General features: G+C 59.2%; 13 protein-coding genes and 1 pseudogene. 7 read left to right on the forward strand and 7 right to left on the reverse strand.

Annotated elements, in window-relative coordinates:
• Window positions 1-26: 26 nt before the first annotated feature.
• The 5 genes from AB1Z34_RS01785 to AB1Z34_RS01805 all read right to left on the reverse strand — a co-directional run bounded on the left by AB1Z34_RS01785 (window position 27) and on the right by AB1Z34_RS01805 (window position 4204).
• Window positions 27-494 carry a recombinase zinc beta ribbon domain-containing protein gene (locus tag AB1Z34_RS01785; protein WP_224433374.1) on the reverse strand — a complete coding sequence of 156 codons (468 nt, stop codon included), beginning with the start codon at window positions 492-494 and terminating at the stop codon, window positions 27-29.
• 15 nt (window positions 495-509) lie between these two features.
• On the reverse strand, window positions 510-899 hold the full coding sequence (locus AB1Z34_RS01790) for a recombinase family protein (RefSeq protein ID WP_367157831.1): 390 nt from the start codon (window positions 897-899) through the stop codon (window positions 510-512).
• 91 nt (window positions 900-990) lie between these two features.
• Window positions 991-1650 (reverse strand): response regulator, encoded by a 660-nt coding sequence (locus tag AB1Z34_RS01795; protein WP_367157802.1) that lies wholly within the window; start codon window positions 1648-1650, stop codon window positions 991-993.
• On the reverse strand, window positions 1647-2816 hold the full coding sequence (locus tag AB1Z34_RS01800) for a sensor histidine kinase (RefSeq protein WP_367157803.1): 1170 nt from the start codon (window positions 2814-2816) through the stop codon (window positions 1647-1649). The genes AB1Z34_RS01795 and AB1Z34_RS01800 overlap by 4 nt, the downstream gene beginning before the upstream one ends.
• Before the next feature lie 56 nt (window positions 2817-2872).
• Window positions 2873-4204 (reverse strand): MFS transporter, encoded by a 1332-nt coding sequence (locus AB1Z34_RS01805; RefSeq protein ID WP_367157804.1) that lies wholly within the window; start codon window positions 4202-4204, stop codon window positions 2873-2875.
• A 184-nt stretch (window positions 4205-4388) separates the two neighbouring features.
• Between AB1Z34_RS01805 and AB1Z34_RS01810 the strand changes: the two genes are divergently transcribed.
• The 3 genes from AB1Z34_RS01810 (at window position 4389) to AB1Z34_RS01820 (ending at window position 8900) form a co-directional block, all read left to right on the forward strand.
• A complete protein-coding gene (locus tag AB1Z34_RS01810; protein ID WP_147719434.1) occupies window positions 4389-4868 on the forward strand; it encodes a universal stress protein in 480 nt (159 codons plus the stop codon).
• A gap of 196 nt (window positions 4869-5064) precedes the next feature.
• Window positions 5065-5259, forward strand: coding sequence for a DUF2613 domain-containing protein (locus AB1Z34_RS01815; RefSeq protein WP_005510537.1), 195 nt, complete (start codon window positions 5065-5067; stop codon window positions 5257-5259).
• 29 nt (window positions 5260-5288) lie between these two features.
• A complete protein-coding gene (locus tag AB1Z34_RS01820) occupies window positions 5289-8900 on the forward strand; it encodes an alpha-(1->3)-arabinofuranosyltransferase family protein (protein WP_367157805.1) in 3612 nt (1203 codons plus the stop codon).
• A 6-nt stretch (window positions 8901-8906) separates the two neighbouring features.
• Here AB1Z34_RS01820 and AB1Z34_RS01825 read toward each other — a convergent pair whose 3' ends face one another.
• A complete protein-coding gene (locus tag AB1Z34_RS01825; protein WP_048734384.1) occupies window positions 8907-10187 on the reverse strand; it encodes an acyltransferase in 1281 nt (426 codons plus the stop codon).
• Between the two features lie 196 nt (window positions 10188-10383).
• Between AB1Z34_RS01825 and AB1Z34_RS01830 the strand changes: the two genes are divergently transcribed.
• Window positions 10384-11544: a DUF3068 domain-containing protein gene (locus AB1Z34_RS01830; RefSeq protein WP_048734381.1), complete on the forward strand. Its 1161-nt coding sequence runs from the start codon at window positions 10384-10386 to the stop codon at window positions 11542-11544.
• Window positions 11545-11625: 81 nt separating this feature from the next.
• Window positions 11626-13458 carry a hypothetical protein gene (locus AB1Z34_RS01835; protein WP_367157806.1) on the forward strand — a complete coding sequence of 611 codons (1833 nt, stop codon included), beginning with the start codon at window positions 11626-11628 and terminating at the stop codon, window positions 13456-13458.
• Here AB1Z34_RS01835 and AB1Z34_RS01840 read toward each other — a convergent pair.
• Entirely contained in the window at window positions 13438-14616 is a 1179-nt protein-coding gene (locus tag AB1Z34_RS01840) for a glycosyltransferase family 4 protein (protein WP_367157807.1), read from the reverse strand. The two genes, AB1Z34_RS01835 and AB1Z34_RS01840, sit on opposite strands and share 21 nt — an antisense overlap.
• A gap of 93 nt (window positions 14617-14709) precedes the next feature.
• Here AB1Z34_RS01840 and AB1Z34_RS01845 point away from each other — a divergent pair, with 93 nt between their 5' ends.
• Together AB1Z34_RS01845 and AB1Z34_RS01850 are read left to right on the forward strand one after the other, a co-directional pair.
• Entirely contained in the window at window positions 14710-15564 is an 855-nt protein-coding gene (locus AB1Z34_RS01845; RefSeq protein ID WP_367157808.1) for a class I SAM-dependent methyltransferase, read from the forward strand.
• Window positions 15565-15736: 172 nt separating this feature from the next.
• Window positions 15737-16806, forward strand: a pseudogene (locus tag AB1Z34_RS01850) (iron-siderophore ABC transporter substrate-binding protein).
• Window positions 16807-16835 lie beyond the last annotated feature (29 nt).

Consider the following 16835-nt stretch of genomic DNA (forward strand, 5'->3'; position numbering starts at 1 on the left):
ACTGTGCACGTCAACTGATACGAACATCACCCTTTCAGGGCAATCCTCACCTGTTCACCGGTGCGGAACACGAACCGGATCGCGTCCTCGGTGACAATGGCGTGGTCGATAAGTGCGCTCCATTGTGCGGGGTGAAACTCGCTCACAGGTTCCCCTGTCAGATCATTCAGGGTTGTGGTGATGGCGGCGTGCTTGGCGGTGTTCGCTGCGATATCTTTTTCCAGGCTTGTTCTACGTGCGAGCGTCTTACGGTAGGTAGTATCGAGTTCGGCGTACGCGGATTGGCAGGCGTCCTGGTCGAGCGCACACCGCTGGTTTTCCGCAATCAGCGCTTCGATCTGCTCGTCTTTCACCGTCGCGCTGCTGCAGGGATGTTCGTCTGTGTATTTATGGTTGCATTGCCAAACTGCGTCTTTGCATTTCGTGTTCGACGCCCACGTTTTACGCCCATACCACGCCCCACACCGAGCACATTCCAGCCGGGTGGAGAACAACCCGACTTTCGCTGACTATATGTTGCCATGCCTGGTGGCGAGTTCGTATTGCATCTGATCCCAGATACGCGGTTCGGTAATCGGCTCATGATTACCTGATACATAGTATTGGGGTACTTCGCCTTCGTTGACCTTCATCTTCTTAGTAAGGAAATCGGTGGTGAACGTCTTTTGCAGCAGGGCGTCGTCCTTGTATTTTTCGTTGGACAGGATGGAGCACACTGTCGAGGTTGACCACACTTCTTTCCCGCGCGGGGTGAGAATCTTGCGGGCAGCGAGCTCGGTTTTAATCTCACTGATCGCTATCCCATCAAGGAACAGCTGGTAGATCAACCGCACGGTCGGAGCCTGCGTCTCGTCGATGACGAGGCTTCCACCCTCGCCTTTCTTATATCTGAGTAGCACCAATTACCCATAATCCCCACGCCGACTCCCGTTTCGAAGGAGTCGGCGCGGGGGCTTTTGCGTGGGTATGGAGCTGATTCAGGGGCGCAACCTAAGCCGACGGCGACGACGACGGCGATGGCGCCGTATATCTCAGCCACCGCAACACTGCTTTGACACGACGGTTGTTATCTTCCGGTTGGAAGCCAAGCTTCAAGAACACATTCGCCACATGCTTACTCACAGCGCCTGCGGTTAGTACTAGGCGTTTTTCTATTTCCTTATTACTAAGCCCCTGCGCCATCAGGTCCAGCACTTCGCGCTCACGTGGAGTCAGCTCGGCGATGCCGTCCTGCTTTGCGGCCAGTAGCGTCGCAACCACTTCAGAATCGACCACGGTACCGCCACCACGCACTTCTTCCAGCGCCGCAACGAAGTGGTCGACATCCGAGACGCGTTCCTTAAGCAGGTACCCAAAGCCACCATGCTGCAGCAGGCGATCTAAGTAACTGGCCGCCACGTATTGGCTGAGCACCACAACCGGCTGGTCGGGGTTGTCCTGGCGAAGTGTGGAGACCGCGAGCAGTCCGTCGTCACGCATGTTCGGCGGCATTCGGACATCGGTGACGATGACATCGAACACCTGCCCTTCGGCGGTGGCGAGCAGCTGATCCGCATCGCCGACGGCGACGACCTCGTGCCCCAGTGCCCGCAGCAGGCCGGTCAGCCCCTCGCGCAGGAGTACGGAGTCCTCTGCCAGCAGTACTTTCATCGCGTCCTTCCTTGGCGAATCGGCAGTTCCAGCAGCAATTGGGCTCCACCGTCGGCGTTGGTGAGTTCCACGGTTCCACCGAGCGCTGCCGCCCGTTCGCGCAGGCCCGCAATGCCGGTTCCACTGTCATGCTTTACGACGTCTACAGCGTCTGCACTCGTTGGTTTTTCCAGGCCTTCGCCATTGTCGCGCACAGTGACCGTAAGCGTACCCAGATGGGACACGAGCGCCTTCTTCGGAGTCTGAACCCCGAGAGTGATATCAGCTCGATCGGCATGGCCATGCTTGGTGGCGTTGGTCAGCCCCTCCGCTGCGCAGTGGTAAGCGAGCAGCGCTGTGGTTTCATCAATCGGGCCGAAGTCGGAGACACCGTCCTCACGAACAGAAACCTCCATGCCAGAGTGCGCTGCCAATTCCTCTACTGCTGCGACTAAGCCATTTTCGAAAAGCACTGGCGGGGCAATGCCAAGCACCACGGAGCGCAGCTGCGCAAGAGCCTGCGTTGCATTGCGGTCGGCGGCGGAGAGCGCCTCGGCTACTTCTTCTTCAGTCTTACCCATGCGAGCAGCAGCGATGTTGAGTTTCAAGGCGGTCAGGTGTTGCTGCGGACCGTCGTGAAGCTCGCGCTCAATGCGACGGCGCTCGCCTGAGAAAGAGTCGATGAGCACATCGCGGGACTGGCTGACTTCCTCGCTGGATGGTGCGAGGATGACGCGGGAGAGCCAAATGGACAGCAGGCCGGCACCGAGGTTGATGGCGATGGTCAGCACCAAAAAGACGATGGCGAAAACCCAGGCAACACCGATTTTCTGTGTGGGGTCTGTCAGAGTCCAGCTGAAAAACTCCACTTCATCAACCAGGAATGGTGCGCCAAAAAGTACACCAACAGTGAACCCGCCGCCGACCCACGCTATGAAGGTGACAAAGCCAATGGCCAACTGGACAAGCAGGTTGACGAAGTTGCGGATGTCGAACCAGCGATTGGTCACGCGGTTGGCGATTGGGGTGCCGGACCACGATGCTGCCCAGCGGGAGAGCCAATCGGCACCGCGGCCAATGAGCGGAATCCACGGCAGAAGCACAACAGAGGCAATCAAACCCGGAATGAACAGCAGGCCGAGGATAAAACTCCAGGCCAGCGCGATTAAATTCTTTTTCTTTGTCATAGGTTCAAAGCTAAGTTGGCCCGGGTTCAAATACAGTGGAGCTAACTCCCCTAAATTCAGTCGAGCTGAATACGCCCCGGCTTCTTTTCACCGATACCTCGGTCGGCCAGTTCGTCATCAATGTACGTTGGCCGACCGACAGCCAGCCCAAGCACTGCAAGCACGACCGTAGTACCAAGCAGTACGACCAGAATAGGTGTCCACGTTTCCGTCGTTCCAGCGGCCACACCTACCAGGAATGGCCCGACTGCGGAGAAAATGTAGCCGATTGGCTGCACGAAGCCGGACAGCCGCGCGGTCAGCTCATGGCTGCGCGTGCGGCCCGGAATCAGCGCGATAGCCATGGGGAAACAAAAACCACCCACGCCCAGCAGGAACGCAGCCCCAATCGCGTATCCAACACCAGTTTCCGCCGCTCCCCGCTGGTCGATCAGAATCATCAACGCGTACCCGAGGAAGAAAAGACAGCCGAGACCAAAAGCGACGTAGGACATGGTGCGGAGCCGTGCAATCAGCGGTGGCATCAGCAGACCGCCGATGATGCCCAGCCCTTGAACAATCATGGATGCCGCGGTAGCTACGCTGACGCTGATGCCTGCGTCGATAAGCATTTTCGGCATCCAGCCCATCAGCACGTAGGCGTTCATCGACTGCACGCCGAAGAAAACTGCCAGCGCAATGGCTGTCGGAGACTTCCAGATTGGCGTGTTTGCCGAGGAGCTGACCGAGGCCTTCGGATAGTCGAATCCGATGCGCGCACGCAGCGGCAACCACACAACGAGCTGAACAAAGGCGGTGATCGCCCATACGGCAATCGCCCAGCGCCACATATCGACGCCACCTGTGGACGCTTCGGGTGAATCGCTAATCAAAAACGCCGTCGCCGGCCCCAGTCCGCCCCCGAGGGCGAGCATGCTGGAGTACAACATCATCAGCACGACGGCATGACGGCCGCCATGCACCTTGATCCACGCAGGTAGCAGTACATTTCCCAGCGCAATACCCGCAACCGACAACGCCGTAAACAGAAGGAATAGCCAGATGCTGCTCACCCACGGGCGCACCGCAAGGCCGACGAATAGCAACGTCGCAGACAGTGTGAGTGCACCGCTTAAGCCCATTCGCTTGCCGACGGAAACCGCGGACAACCCAATCGCGAAAAATGCGAGCCCCGGAATCGCCGTAATCAAACCACCAAAGGCGGAGGAAGCGCCAAGGTCGGATAGGAGCTGATCGAGCACCGGACCAATTGACGCGATACTCGGGCGCAAATTCAGCGCCGCGACGATTACGGCGATAACAAGAACGGGAGCGCTGAGCGCGATGGCATTCTTCGAGGAACCAGCAGTCTTTGGCTGTGGTTGCCCTGGTTTTTCTTCTATTGCCATAACAATGGACGTTACCGCTTCCTGCGAATGACTCTCTAGCCGACCCAAGCCGGCTGGTTCGGGGAAGCTTAAAAACTAGCGTGCTGAATGTCGCTGTTGTCCTATCCTGGACTACAACGACATCTCTTTTCTTTATCTATTGACAGTCTTTCGGCTATCTCTGACGTAAGGATTGAACTCAAAAATGGTTGAACCGATTTCTGATTCCATGCTCATTGCCTACGACGGCTCCGACGAAGCCAAGCGGGCGCTGGCCTATGCCGGAAAACTGCTGCGCGTTAAGAAGGCCTACATTCTGACTGCCTGGGAACCCCTGCAGCGCGCTGCAGCTCGCACTGCTGGCGCCTCTGGCATGATGCAGCCCGACTGGGATGCCACGACTGAAGACGGCGATCCGGCTCACGACGAGGCCGTCCGTATTTGCCGTGAGGGTGTACAGATTGCCGCTGAGGCTGGCTTCGTCGCGGAGCCCTACTTGGTAGAGACTGAAACTACTATCTGGTCGGCCATCGTCGATGCAGCTCACGACCTCGATGCGGACGTGATTATCTCCGGCACTCGTGGTGTGACTGGTTTGCGTGGTCTGTTCACCGCCTCGACCTCTGACGCGTTGCTGAAGAATGCTGGCCGCCCGGTCCTCGTCGTTCCGGGGGAAAAGGAATAATTTCTAGAAAATTTTTAAAAACTTACTTAGCTGATAGAAAATGGGTTAATCTCTCAACTAAGAAAACTCAATGACCGCTGAAACCGCTCAAAATTCAAGGCGGGGAGAGAATCCCAGCTGTTCCACTGGTTTACAGAAGTCACAGAGTGTAGTTTTATAAACAGTATTGACTTAATGCACACGAGGAGTCCTCAACATGGCATACGAAACTGATTCCGAGCAGCGTCGTAGCGTTGGCCCTGCCCTGGCCTCGGCGCTCATTGGCGCCCTTCTCGGTGGTGCCGCTATCTTCGGCATCGGCCAGGCTCTGACCGAAGACCGAATTCCGGAAGCACAGGCTGTTTCCACCGATGACGCTCTGCTTGGCGGTGTCGAGTACGGTCAGCGTTAAGTTTTTAACGCTAACCCTCCTTTAAAGCTATGCCCACCTTTGTTCGAGCGCGTAAGCGCGTGCTTGTACCTTGGTGGGCTTTGCTGTGCCTGCTGGCATTCATCCAATCTCCCGGCAAGACTGTCGCTGACACAAAGCACGACCTGACAGAAGACCCCATCGGGTTTTTGTCCGCCTCGCTCAACATGTGGTCAGACACCATGCCGCTGGGACAGCTCCAAAACCAGGCATATGGCTATCTCTTTCCACAGGGCGCATTCTTCGCGCTGTTTAGTTTGCTGCCCGATGTCCTAGCGCCCGGCTGGCTGGTTCAGGCGCTGTGGTGGAGCCTTACTCTCTGCGTGGCTTTTACCGGCGCATATCGCGTGGCCGAAGCTATAAACGTCGGCACGCATACCTCTCGCGTATTGGCGGCATTGTTGTACGCGTTGTCGCCGCGTGTGATTACGACGTTGGGCGCGATTTCGTCCGAGACCTGGCCCGTCGCGCTGGCACCGTGGATTCTGCTTCCGCTCCTGCGGGTCGCAGCCCGGCGCGAGGAACTGCCCTGGCGTGCGACTGCCCGTGCCGTATTGCTGTCCGGTCTAGCGGTACTGTGCACTGGCGCGGTCAATGCGGTCAGTACAGCGGCGGCTTGCATCCCCGCAGGTCTGATGCTGCTCTTCTTCGCTTTTACGGGGCCTCGTCGCGGGCGTGCGTGGGCGATGCTCGGCGGTTGGCTGGCTGCGTGTGCTGCGGTCAGCATGTGGTGGATTGTGCCGCTACTGCTGCTGGGCAAGTACTCACCACCGTTTACGGACTACATCGAGTCCTCCGGTGTGACCACTCGTTGGTTGAGTCTCGGCGAGACGCTCCGCGGTTCCACCTCGTGGACCCCGTTTGTCTCTTTTGAACGCGTGGGCGGAAATGCGCTGGTCGCGGAGCCCATTCTCATTTATGCCACCCTGGCTGTAGCGGCGATTGGTCTACTTGGCTTGGCCATGCGCTCGCTGCCGCTGCGTCGAATGTGGCTGATGATGCTGCTCATCGGGCTTGTCATTATGGCGGCCTGGACGGAGCCGTTCGGGCTGGCGTGGGAATCGGCTCGAGAGGTGCTCGATTCCACGCTCGCAGCAGTGCGCAACCTGCACAAATTTGACACTATTGTGCGTCTGCCACTTGTTATCGGCTTCGCTCATGCGACAGCCCAGCTGCCATGGCCGTGGCGAGAGCCGGCGAACGAGCACACGAACGAGACGGCGAGCGATTCAGCGACCACTGGCTGGCAGCAGTGGCTACACCCGGAGAAGCACCCGCGCGCTATCGCATCAATGCTGGTTCTGGTGGTTATCGCCAGTGCCACCGCCCCTGCGTGGAGCGCCCGTCTCGCTCCGGCAGGTGGTTTTTCCGAGGTTCCGGGCTACTGGCACGAAGCGGCCGACTGGCTGAATGAGCAGGGCGAGGACACCCGCACGCTGGTGGTGCCGTCATCGCCGTTTGCTGATCAGACATGGGGCAATACTCGCGACGAACCGCTCCAGCCGCTTGCCGACGTGCCCTGGGCCGTCCGCGATACGGTGCCGCTAGTGCCTCCAGAGGCGATTCGCGGCCTCGATGGTCTGCGCAATTCACTGACTCGGGGCCGTGAGGTACCGGCACTGGATGCCACCCTGCGCAACAACGGTATCGGCTACGTGCTGGTCCGCCACGACTTGAGAGTTACCTCGAGGGGCGATTCGCTGCGCGCCATCACTTCCACGCTGCAGGACTCTCCGACCATGGAAAAGGTGGCGGAGTTCGCGGACGAGGACGGCCATACCGCTATCCAGATTTGGGGTGCGGGCCCGAAGGAGCTGCGCAATCACGCACTTTCACCGCGGTTGGTGGACACTACCCAGGTACCGCTAGTCGCCGGCGGCCCCGAAGTGCTCCCGCGGCTTGACGAAGTCGATTCCGATGCTCCGGTGCGCATCCTGTCTGGCAAGGATGCCGGCACTGTCACCGACACCCCCGCCCGCCGCGGCCGCAACTATGGTGAAGTCGTCGGTGCGGAGTCAGCAATCCTGGCCGAAGACGAGGACTCATATGTCCGCAACCTCGTTCCGGACTACCCCGTCGTGGGACTGCCACTGACGCAGACAGCAACGGGTCGCGCCACAATTGAGGTTTCGTCGTCGGCCTCTGAGCCATACAACGTCGGTGGTGCATCGGCTGACCACTCGGTCAACGCAATGCTCGACGGCGACACCTCCACCTGGTGGGAACCCTTGGCGGGCAAGAGCCAGGCTGAGTGGGTCAAACTGTCGTGGAAGGAACCGACCGATAACGCAGTGCTCAGCCTGACCGGTGCTCGCGTTCCAGTGCAACTGCGCATCCAGACTGATACGGCTTCGAGCTCCGTACAGTTGGTCCCGGGTGAGACGACTCGTATTCCGCTGCCCGGCGGCAAGACCACATCGGTGCGCATCACAGCAAAGATTGCTCCTGTAGGCTTTGCTATCTCCGAGCTAGGCCTGGTGATTCCAAAGCGAGACACTGGCTTCGACGCATTCGAATCCAGCAGCCCCGATTCCGATGAAGAGGCGGGACTTTCCGCCGAGGATATAGCAGAGGACCTCACGCCGGTTCGTGTCCCGGTGGTACCGAATTCCTCGTCGCTGGCTCAGCGTTGGGTCTTTGGCCAGGAGATTCACGAGGGCACGCTGGTGCGCCTGTTCACCGTTCCGAAGCCGGTAAAGGTGAAGGTCGATGCTGATACCTGCCGCAGCAGCATCGGAGACCCGTGGGCCAGCCTCCAACGAGGTGACGGTTCTGATCACCGCGAGCTGACCTGTGGTGAAGAGATTGAGCTCTCGCCGGGGCCATGGCGCATCGATGCCAAGTCCGATTGGGTATCGCTCACCTCGACTGGCTACTTCGCGCCGTCAGCCGAGCAGCAGAAAGCCACGCCAATCGACCTGAACAGTCCTATTGACCCTGCCGACCACGATCGCATCGTGTGGCTGCCAATCTCTGTCAATGCCGGCCACGAGCTTCGTGTCGGAGGTGCCGCCATGAAGCCGGTAACGGTCTCTGGTTGGCAGCAGGGTTGGACAATTCCGGCTGGAATTGGTGGTGCAGTCGAGCTGACCTATCCACCGCAGCAGACCTGGCGTACTGGAATCCTCGCAGGCGGCGCACTCGCAGCTGTGTACGCACTGGTCGCTGTGGGGCTGGCTTTCGCTTGGCGACGATTCGCTCTCACCGCCCCGATTTCCGTATCTTCGCTGGGCAATGACTTGCCGCGGGCGGCTATTGGCATTGCGGCTGCCGCGACAGTGACCCTGGTATCCAGCTGGCCTGGTGTGGTCGTTGCCCTCGTCGTGGTTGCCGCTACCCTTGGTGCGGTTTTCTGGGCACGGAAGCGTGGGGACGTCGTCAAGCCATGGCTGAACGTGCGAAACGCACTAATTGTGGCGCTTGCTGCGACGATGTCGATTGCGGGCTTGGTGCTGGCGGCGAACCCATGGCCAAAGGATGACTACGCCGGTGCCGGCTGGCCGCTTCAGTTACTGCTGACGGCGGCGCTGACAATCGTGGCGTGCTGCTCGATGCTTTCCGGTAGCGGTGCTGATGACGACACCGACAGAGATGCTAGCGACACCGACAACACCGCTGATTAAAAGCCGTTAGCGGTTGACCCAGACGCGTGCGAAGAAGCGGCGGGCAGGTTCCTCGACGAGCGCGTAGGAGGCGGCGGCCACCGGAATCGACAGTGCGACCGTGACAATGGTGACACTGAGCAGATGTCCGGTGAACAGCTTCACGCCAAGCAGCGGGAATGCAATGGAGAGCATCGCCACATGCCAGAGGAAGATACCGTACGACCAGCGCCCTAGCGCCTGCATGATGGGGTGTTCAAGGAAGCGAGACTCCGGCGCTATCGTCCAGGGGCCGATGATGGCGGCACCGAAGACCAGACCGCACAGCAGGCGGCGGGTGAATTCCCAGTTGGTGAGCTCGACTAGCCCTTCGGGACCCAGGTAGGAAGCCAGAACCAGCGCACCAACGGCGATCGCCAGCCACAGCGAACGGCGGCGTGCCCAGCGCTGCATGGTCTCCACCTTCGCGCGGGCGGCATCGGTATCGACGCCCTGGAGCGATTCCAGCTCGGCGAGAATCATGCCAGCTGCGAACCAGGAAAAGTAGGCAATCGGCTGAATATGCGGGTTAACGCCTTCTGGGTACGGCAGTGGCAGGTAGGGCCAGCCGAAGCTCAAGATCGCAAGCAGGGAAATTGCCACTATGCGGCGCCCCTGCTGGCGATGCGGGTCCAACCGGCTAAGCCCAATGGCAAACAGCGGCAGCGAGATGTAGAACGCGACCTCCACCGACAACGACCACAGGTGCGTCAACCCACCGTGCAGCGAGCCGGAGAAATACACCTGTGTCAGCGTCAGATTTGTTAGCCAAATCTTGAGATCCGCGCCGCGCCCCACCGGCAGTGCGATGAGCACAATAAGCACTAGCACCCAGTACGCGGGCATAATGCGCGCGACGCGCTTCTTGTAGTACTTCGCCCAGCTCTTCTTCCGTCCGCCGTCGGCATCGGACAATGCTTTACGACGGGGAATTCCGCCGTAACCCGAGCGGTGAGAACGCCACAACAGGAATCCGGACAGCACGAAGAATACGGCCACGAAGAAGTCGAAGCGGCCGAGGATGCGCTCCCACAGGGCTCCCACATCATGCCCGGTCTGGAATGCGACGTGCGTGCCGATGATGCCCATCGAAGCCACAGCTCGCAGGCCCTCCAGCGAAGGCAGGAAGCCTGGGCGGAATATGGTGGCAGAGCTCGATGCAGTGCTGGATCCCGAGCTGGATGCAGTGTTCGGCGTAGAGTTCGGCACAGAGCTCGACACTGTGTCTTGCCCAGCGTTCGGCGCTGCCGCAAATGCCTTGGACGTCATAGTACTTTCTTACACGGATACCGGGATGAGTAAAATCACTTGTATTTTATTATGAAATAAGTCCTGTTCAGGCCGGTTTTTCCAAAACTCTTTTGTTTTCCCGACAAGTTATTTTTAAAAAACACACCACATAACTCCTAACTTCCTGCTAGGTTTTGCAGCAGAAAGTTACGTACAGTTAAAGGACTATCCGCTGATGAAGAGAACTCTCGGACATGCACTGATTATTATCGGTGCTGCATTGATTGTCATTGCCGTCCTTCTGCCAACCTTCCTGGTGCCTCGCCTCCGGGTCATCCCACTTGACACTGTGAGCGATACCATCACGGAGGTGCGCGACGGCACTCTGTTGGACTCCAGCCAGCTGGGCAAGAATGAGCCAACGCCAAACCGCAAGAATGACCCGCGCTGCAAGGCAGAGACGGACGAAGAGAAGCGCGATCTCCCGGTCCACTGCTTCATCAACGACAAGACTCCGATGCAGTCGAAGCGCCACGTTGAGATTGAGGAGCCGGCTGACGACAAGATTGCAACTCTCCAGGTCGGTACCACTCTGCTGCGCGATGACCGCGAAGAGCCGAAGAACCTCATCAATGCGACCCTCGACCGCATCACTGTTGACCGCAGCACTGCGTACCCGGTAGATGACCCGATCTCCAGCGTTGCTATTAACGCACCGCAGGGTGGTTCGGACACCAAGCCGCCGACGTTCACCCGTCCGGGCATCCAGTACCAGTTCCCGTTTGGTGCTGAGAAGAAGTCCTACCCGTACTACGACGTCCAGGCGATGCGTAACTTCGAGATTGACTTTGTCGGTGAGGAAACTCAGGATGGCGTCAAGGTCTACAAGTACTCCATGACCATTCCGCCGCAGAACCTCTACGAGTCCCTGACCGAGCACTTCACTCGCGACGGCCGCAAGCTCACCGAGGCTGACAAGTCCTCGCTGGCTTCCATGCGCCTGAGCTTCCCGGCTCACAAGTGGGGCCTGGAGGGTGACGACGACGTCGAGCTGGATCGTTACTACACCAACGTCCGTACTGTCCGCGTCGAGCCGACTTCTGGCGTGATCGTCAACGGTACTGAAGAGATGTTCATGTTCTACGCCAAGGACGACAAGGAAGCTGAAGAAATTGCTTCCAAGGCTGGCCGTGAAAAGGAGGCCAAGGAGCAGAACCGTACCGCGATGAAGTACACCGCTCAGTGGGACGAAGGCTCCAAGGGCCGCCAGATGGACCGCGCTAAGGAAGCACGTAAGTCGCTGACTATCGGCGGCACTGTCGCACCGTGGATCCTCGGTATCCTCGGCCTGGTTCTCATCGTGATTGGCTTCCGTGTTCGCAGCAAGTCCGCCTAAGACGCCAAACTACGGTGCCACAGGCTCTCGCTTACCCTAAGTTTCACTGAGGAAAGCGAAAAATAATTTAATATAGGGCACGTGACACAACGTTTCCGCACTACTCTGACCCAGTCGGCTCGCTCTCATTCGGAGCGAGTCGCCTGGGTTTTTGTGTTGTCGTGGATTCTCCTGCTGACCGCTGCCGTGTGCTGGCCGCTCTTTGTGCCCCACAAGGCCCCGGCCGATGGTCGCTTTGGGGCACCGATGTTTCTGCTGCGCGACATGGTCATCCCCAATCACCCACCGCTTACCGACGCGGCCCTGGGACTCGGCCCCGCTGCGGCACGAGCTGTTCCGCAGGACACCGCACTGTGGGCACTGGGCTACTTTGTGGATGCCAGCCATTGGGTGCGCTTCGGCATGGTGGGCGCCTGTTTGATTGGTGGTCTTGCAGCTGCTGAGCTCGCCCGCAGGTTCACTCGCCACGGCTCGGGCACCAGTAGCGCATCCGGTGCGGGCCTTGTACCCATGACTCCGAGCTTAGCCAGCCAGCTGATTGCACCGACGATGCTGCTCTGGAACCCGTTTGTGGTCGAGCGTTTGCTCCAGGGACAGTGGTCACTGGTCATCGCCGTATTGCTGCTTCCGGCAGTTGTTCTGGCAACGCAGATGGGTAGTGCCTTGTGGCGCACCAGCGCAATTGCCGCTGCGGGTCTCACGCCGACCGGTGCCCTTTTGGCTGGTATCACCGGCATTGTTACCGCTCGCAATAGCCGCGACCGCGCTTGGATTGTGGCCACAACAGTAGCGGTCAGTTCACCGTGGCTAGTGGCATCTTTGCTGAACCCGAGTGCAGCTGGGTCCTCCGATGCGGCTGGCGCTGCCGCATTTGCGGCCAGAGCAGAGGCACACGTCGGCACGCTCGGCAGCCTGTTGGGATTGGGTGGCATCTGGAATAAGCAGGCTGTGCCACTGACGCGCGAGGTTGGTTTTTCGGCGATTATGGTGCTGGCACTCCTGGTGCTTATGGGTCTGGGATTCCGTCGTGCCTGGCATTCGCAAGAGCGCTGGCGGGGGCTGATTATCACTGGCGCCACAGCCATCATGCTCGTCGCTCTCGCCGCAACAACGCCGGGCATTTTGATGATGGGTTGGGCGCTGGAGCACATCCCGGGCGCGGGCCTGCTTCGTGATACGCAAAAGTGGATCGCGCTCGCCGTCCCCGCCTATGTCATCCTCGCCGCAAGCGGTGCGGAATACCTGGCACGCCGCGCTCGCGGGGCCACCGCCAATATCGGCCAGTGGTTGGCTACTGGCGTCAGCGCGCTCATCATCATCGCCGCTGTCCCCACGCTGCCCGCCGATGTCGCTCCACTTCGCCCCATTCCGTCATGGGAGGGCTGGTCGGCGGTTTCCGGCGTGGTCGCGCTTGACGACGATCGCGTTGCGGTTCTACCTGCCGGTTCTTACCGCATTATTAATGGGCGTCCTGTCCTCGACCCGGCTACGAAGATTTTGCCCGCTCCGGTGGTGAGCTCTGGCGAACTGATTGTCTCTGGGCAGTCGGTGTCTGGCGAGGGAGCCACAACCGTTGAGCGCACGCTGCTCGGTGGTGCGAAGAGACACGAGGAGCTTGAGTCTGCGCTCCAGAGTCTTCGAGACCAAGGCGTTGGCTGGGTCCTAGTGGAGAATTCGCCCGGCAACTTCGGCGACTCCGCTGACATTGTGGCAGCGTTAGACCCCGTCTATGAAACACCTGACCTGCAGCTATACCATGTCCCCGGCGTTATCGAGCCGGCCACACAACCAAGCCAGGGGGCCTATGCAGCTGCGTGGACAGCCTTTGGAATCTGGACTCTTTGCCTACTCGCTGGGCTGCTGGCGGGGCTACTGACTGGAGTAATGGAAGCGCTACTGCCCCGCCGCAGGTAGCAACTTATCCAGTGTTGGGTTTTCCAAGACATTCAGAACTGCCTCACCGGTCTTGTCCCAGCCAAATTCCGCGGCACGGGCGACGCAGGCCTTGGACATTGCGCGATGCAGTTCGCCGTTATCGAGAATCTGTCGTGTCTTGGCAATCAGGTCAGCTTCATCGCTGGCCAGCAGGCCAGTTTCACCGTCGTTGACCGAATCGCGCAAGCCCGCCGAGGAGCGGTAACCGACCGTCGGCACGCCGTGCTGCGCTGATTCGATGACGGCGAGCCCCCAACCCTCCTTGCGCGAAGGCATCAGGTGCAGACACGCCTTGGAGAGGATGCGGTGTTTATCCGCCTCGGTGACCTGGCCGTGGAATACCACATGATCCGAAACGCCCTTGTCACGGGCATATTCCACGAGGTTGTCGTGCCACCAACCCGAGCCAATAACATCGAGAATCGCACCTGGACGATCTTGTACAAGATCTGCGAGCACATCGATGGCGTGCTCAATCTGCTTATGCGGAACCAATCGTGACAGCGTCACCAGATGCGGTGCTGGACCGTCGCACTCGGACAGGTCAGCCATGATTTCAGTCGACTGCAACTCCTCCGGAATCGGGTCCACACCATTGCGGATCACCGCGATGCGTCCCGGCGACACTCCGAGTTCTACCAGTTCAGCGGCACTTGGCTCGGAAACTGTGATGTAGCGGCAGCGGCGGTGAATCATCGGCGACAGACGCGACTCGATGAACCACCCCAGCTTGCTAATAATCGGCCCTGCCACTGGCCACTGTTCGCGGTGGCAGTGATGTGTCAGCAGCACCGTCGGTGCGCCGGAGAAAATCCGCGCGAAAAAGGGGACACCGTTTTGGGTATCGACCACGACATCCGGCTTGCCGCCGAGCACCTTGGCAATTGGGCCCATGCCAAATCGCGCACCCAGCATCGCGGTCCAGGAGCGCACATAGACGGAGAAGTTTCCACCAGCGCGGGAGAAAGTCACGCCATCACGACGCGAAAGGGCTGGTGCGCCTGGGTAGTTGGCCGTGCGGAACACCACAGTGTGACCTTGGTCGGCAAGGTAACCTGCGACGCGCTCCAAATAGCGCTCACTACCTCCGCCTTCGGGATGGCCGGTGTCGCGCCAACACAACAGTAAGATTTTCATAACAATATGAGCCTAACGCTCGGCGCGGCTTTCGTTGCCGCTTTAACTCAAATCCATACTCCCAAACCCAACCAGTCCATTAGATTGTTTGACGTGACCAGCTTTCGCTTTCCCACTTTTATCGTCCCGCCCGCCCTGAAAGAGCTGCGCAGCTTTGCTACGCTGTCGCGCTCATTCGGGCTGCTCAACGACTTCAAATACGAGCAAACCGATCCCGACATCTTCTACGGGCACCTTGCAGAGGACACCATCGGCCTGTTGGAAGGCATCGCAGCTGGGGCGGATGGTGCGGCGGGGTCGGCGGACGCCGGGGGCACGTCGTCAAGCGTTACGACGAATACCGCACTGCGTGGCAAGCGCATCCTTGATGTCGGCGGCGGCCCTGGGTACTTTGGCCGAGCATTTGCCCAGCGTGGCGTGGAATACTACACCTGCGAACCCGATGTGGGCGAGATGGCGGCGGCGGGTATCAAGCTGGAGTCGTCGGTACGCGGATCGGGGCTGGAACTGCCGTTTCGCGATGACGCGTTTGACCTGACGTACTCGTCGAATGTCGCCGAGCACGTGCCCGAGCCATGGACGATGGGCGAGGAAATGCTGCGTGTAACCAAGCCGGGTGGTTTGGTCGTTTACTCGTACACCATTTGGTACGGCCCGTTCGGCGGCCACGAGATGGGGATGACGCACTACCTGGGCGGTGACCGCGCGCGGCGCATGTATGAGAAAAAGCATGGCAAGCGGCCGAAGAACTACTTTGGCGAGTCCCTGTTCAAGGTCGGTTGCGGCGAAGGGTTGAAGTGGGCGCGCGCTGCCGCGGAGGCCGGCGACTGCGAGCTGCTGGCCGCTTTCCCGCGCTACCACCCATGGTGGGCCTGGTGGATGGTGCACGTGCCGGGGCTCCGCGAGTTCACGGTGTCGAACCTGGTGCTGGTGCTGCGGAAGCGGTAGGGGGTTCATAGAGGAAGCCTTTAGAGCCCCTGAACGCAAACCGTCACCCTAGCCCCCCCAATACCACCCCTGCTTTTAGGATAGCCTGCCCTTTGTTACTGTTTCCGACATTCGGTAGAATGCTGGGCTCGGGAGTACTCAACGAGACTCTTCGCACAAACAAAGGACCTACATGAACAAAACCTTCAGGACCCTGACAATCGCGGTGGCCAGCGGAGCCATCGCATTCACCATGGCAGCCTGCGGAAGCAGCGACACGAGCAGTGAAAACAACGCCAGTAGTGTCAGCGCCTCGGACGCCAACACACAGCTCCCTGTGACCATCAAGCACGCGTTCGGCGAGACCACTATCAAAGAGGCACCGCAGCGAATCGCGACTGTCGGCTGAGCGAACCATGAAGTATCGCTTGCTCTGGGACAAGTGCCCGTTGGCATGAGCAAGGCCACCTACGGTGACGATGACGGCGATGGCATCCTCCCGTGGGTTGAAGACAAGCTGAAGGAACTCGGCGCAGATTCCGGCGACAAGAAGCCGGTGCTCTTCGATGAAACCGACGGCATCCCGTTTGAAAAGGTCGCAGACACAAAGCCTGACATTATTCTTGCTACTTACTCCGGAATTTCTCAGGAGGACTACGACACGCTCTCCAAGATTGCGCCTGTCATTGCCTACCCCGACATGGCATGGGGCACATCATTGGAAGACATGATTCTGATTAGCTCCAAGGCGATCGGCAAGGCCGATGAGGGCAAGAAGCTGTCCGAGAACTTGGACACCACTATTGCCGACGCTCTTGAGAAGTACCCGAACCTCAAGGGCAAGAAAGCACTCTTTACCTCCTTCGGTGGCAGCTCCGACCCATCAAAGCTTGGTTTCTACTCCACCGAAGATCCACGCATGGGATTCCTTGTAAACCACGGTCTTGCAGCACCGAAGATCGTCGAGGAACAGTCCAAGACTGCTGACAAGTTCTGGGTTGAAGTCTCCACTGAGAACCCGGAGCAATTCGATGACGTCGATGTCATCATCTCCTACTCCTCGGGCGATAAAGCCGAGGATGAAAAAACGTCAAGGATATGCAGGCGGATCCACTGCTTTCCAAGATTCCGGCGGTGAAGAACGGCAACATTGCCTTCCTTGAAGATGGCCCGCTAGGAGCCGCCTCGAACCCCTCACCGCTCTCCATCCCTTGGGGCATCGACCGTTACTTCGCAGCGCTTAACGAAGGATTGAAGAAGTAATAGTGCCAACCTCAGTCCATGCTGCTTCA

Source organism: Corynebacterium sp. 045007, assembly GCF_040743205.1.
GTDB lineage: Bacteria > Actinomycetota > Actinomycetes > Mycobacteriales > Mycobacteriaceae > Corynebacterium > Corynebacterium jeikeium_D.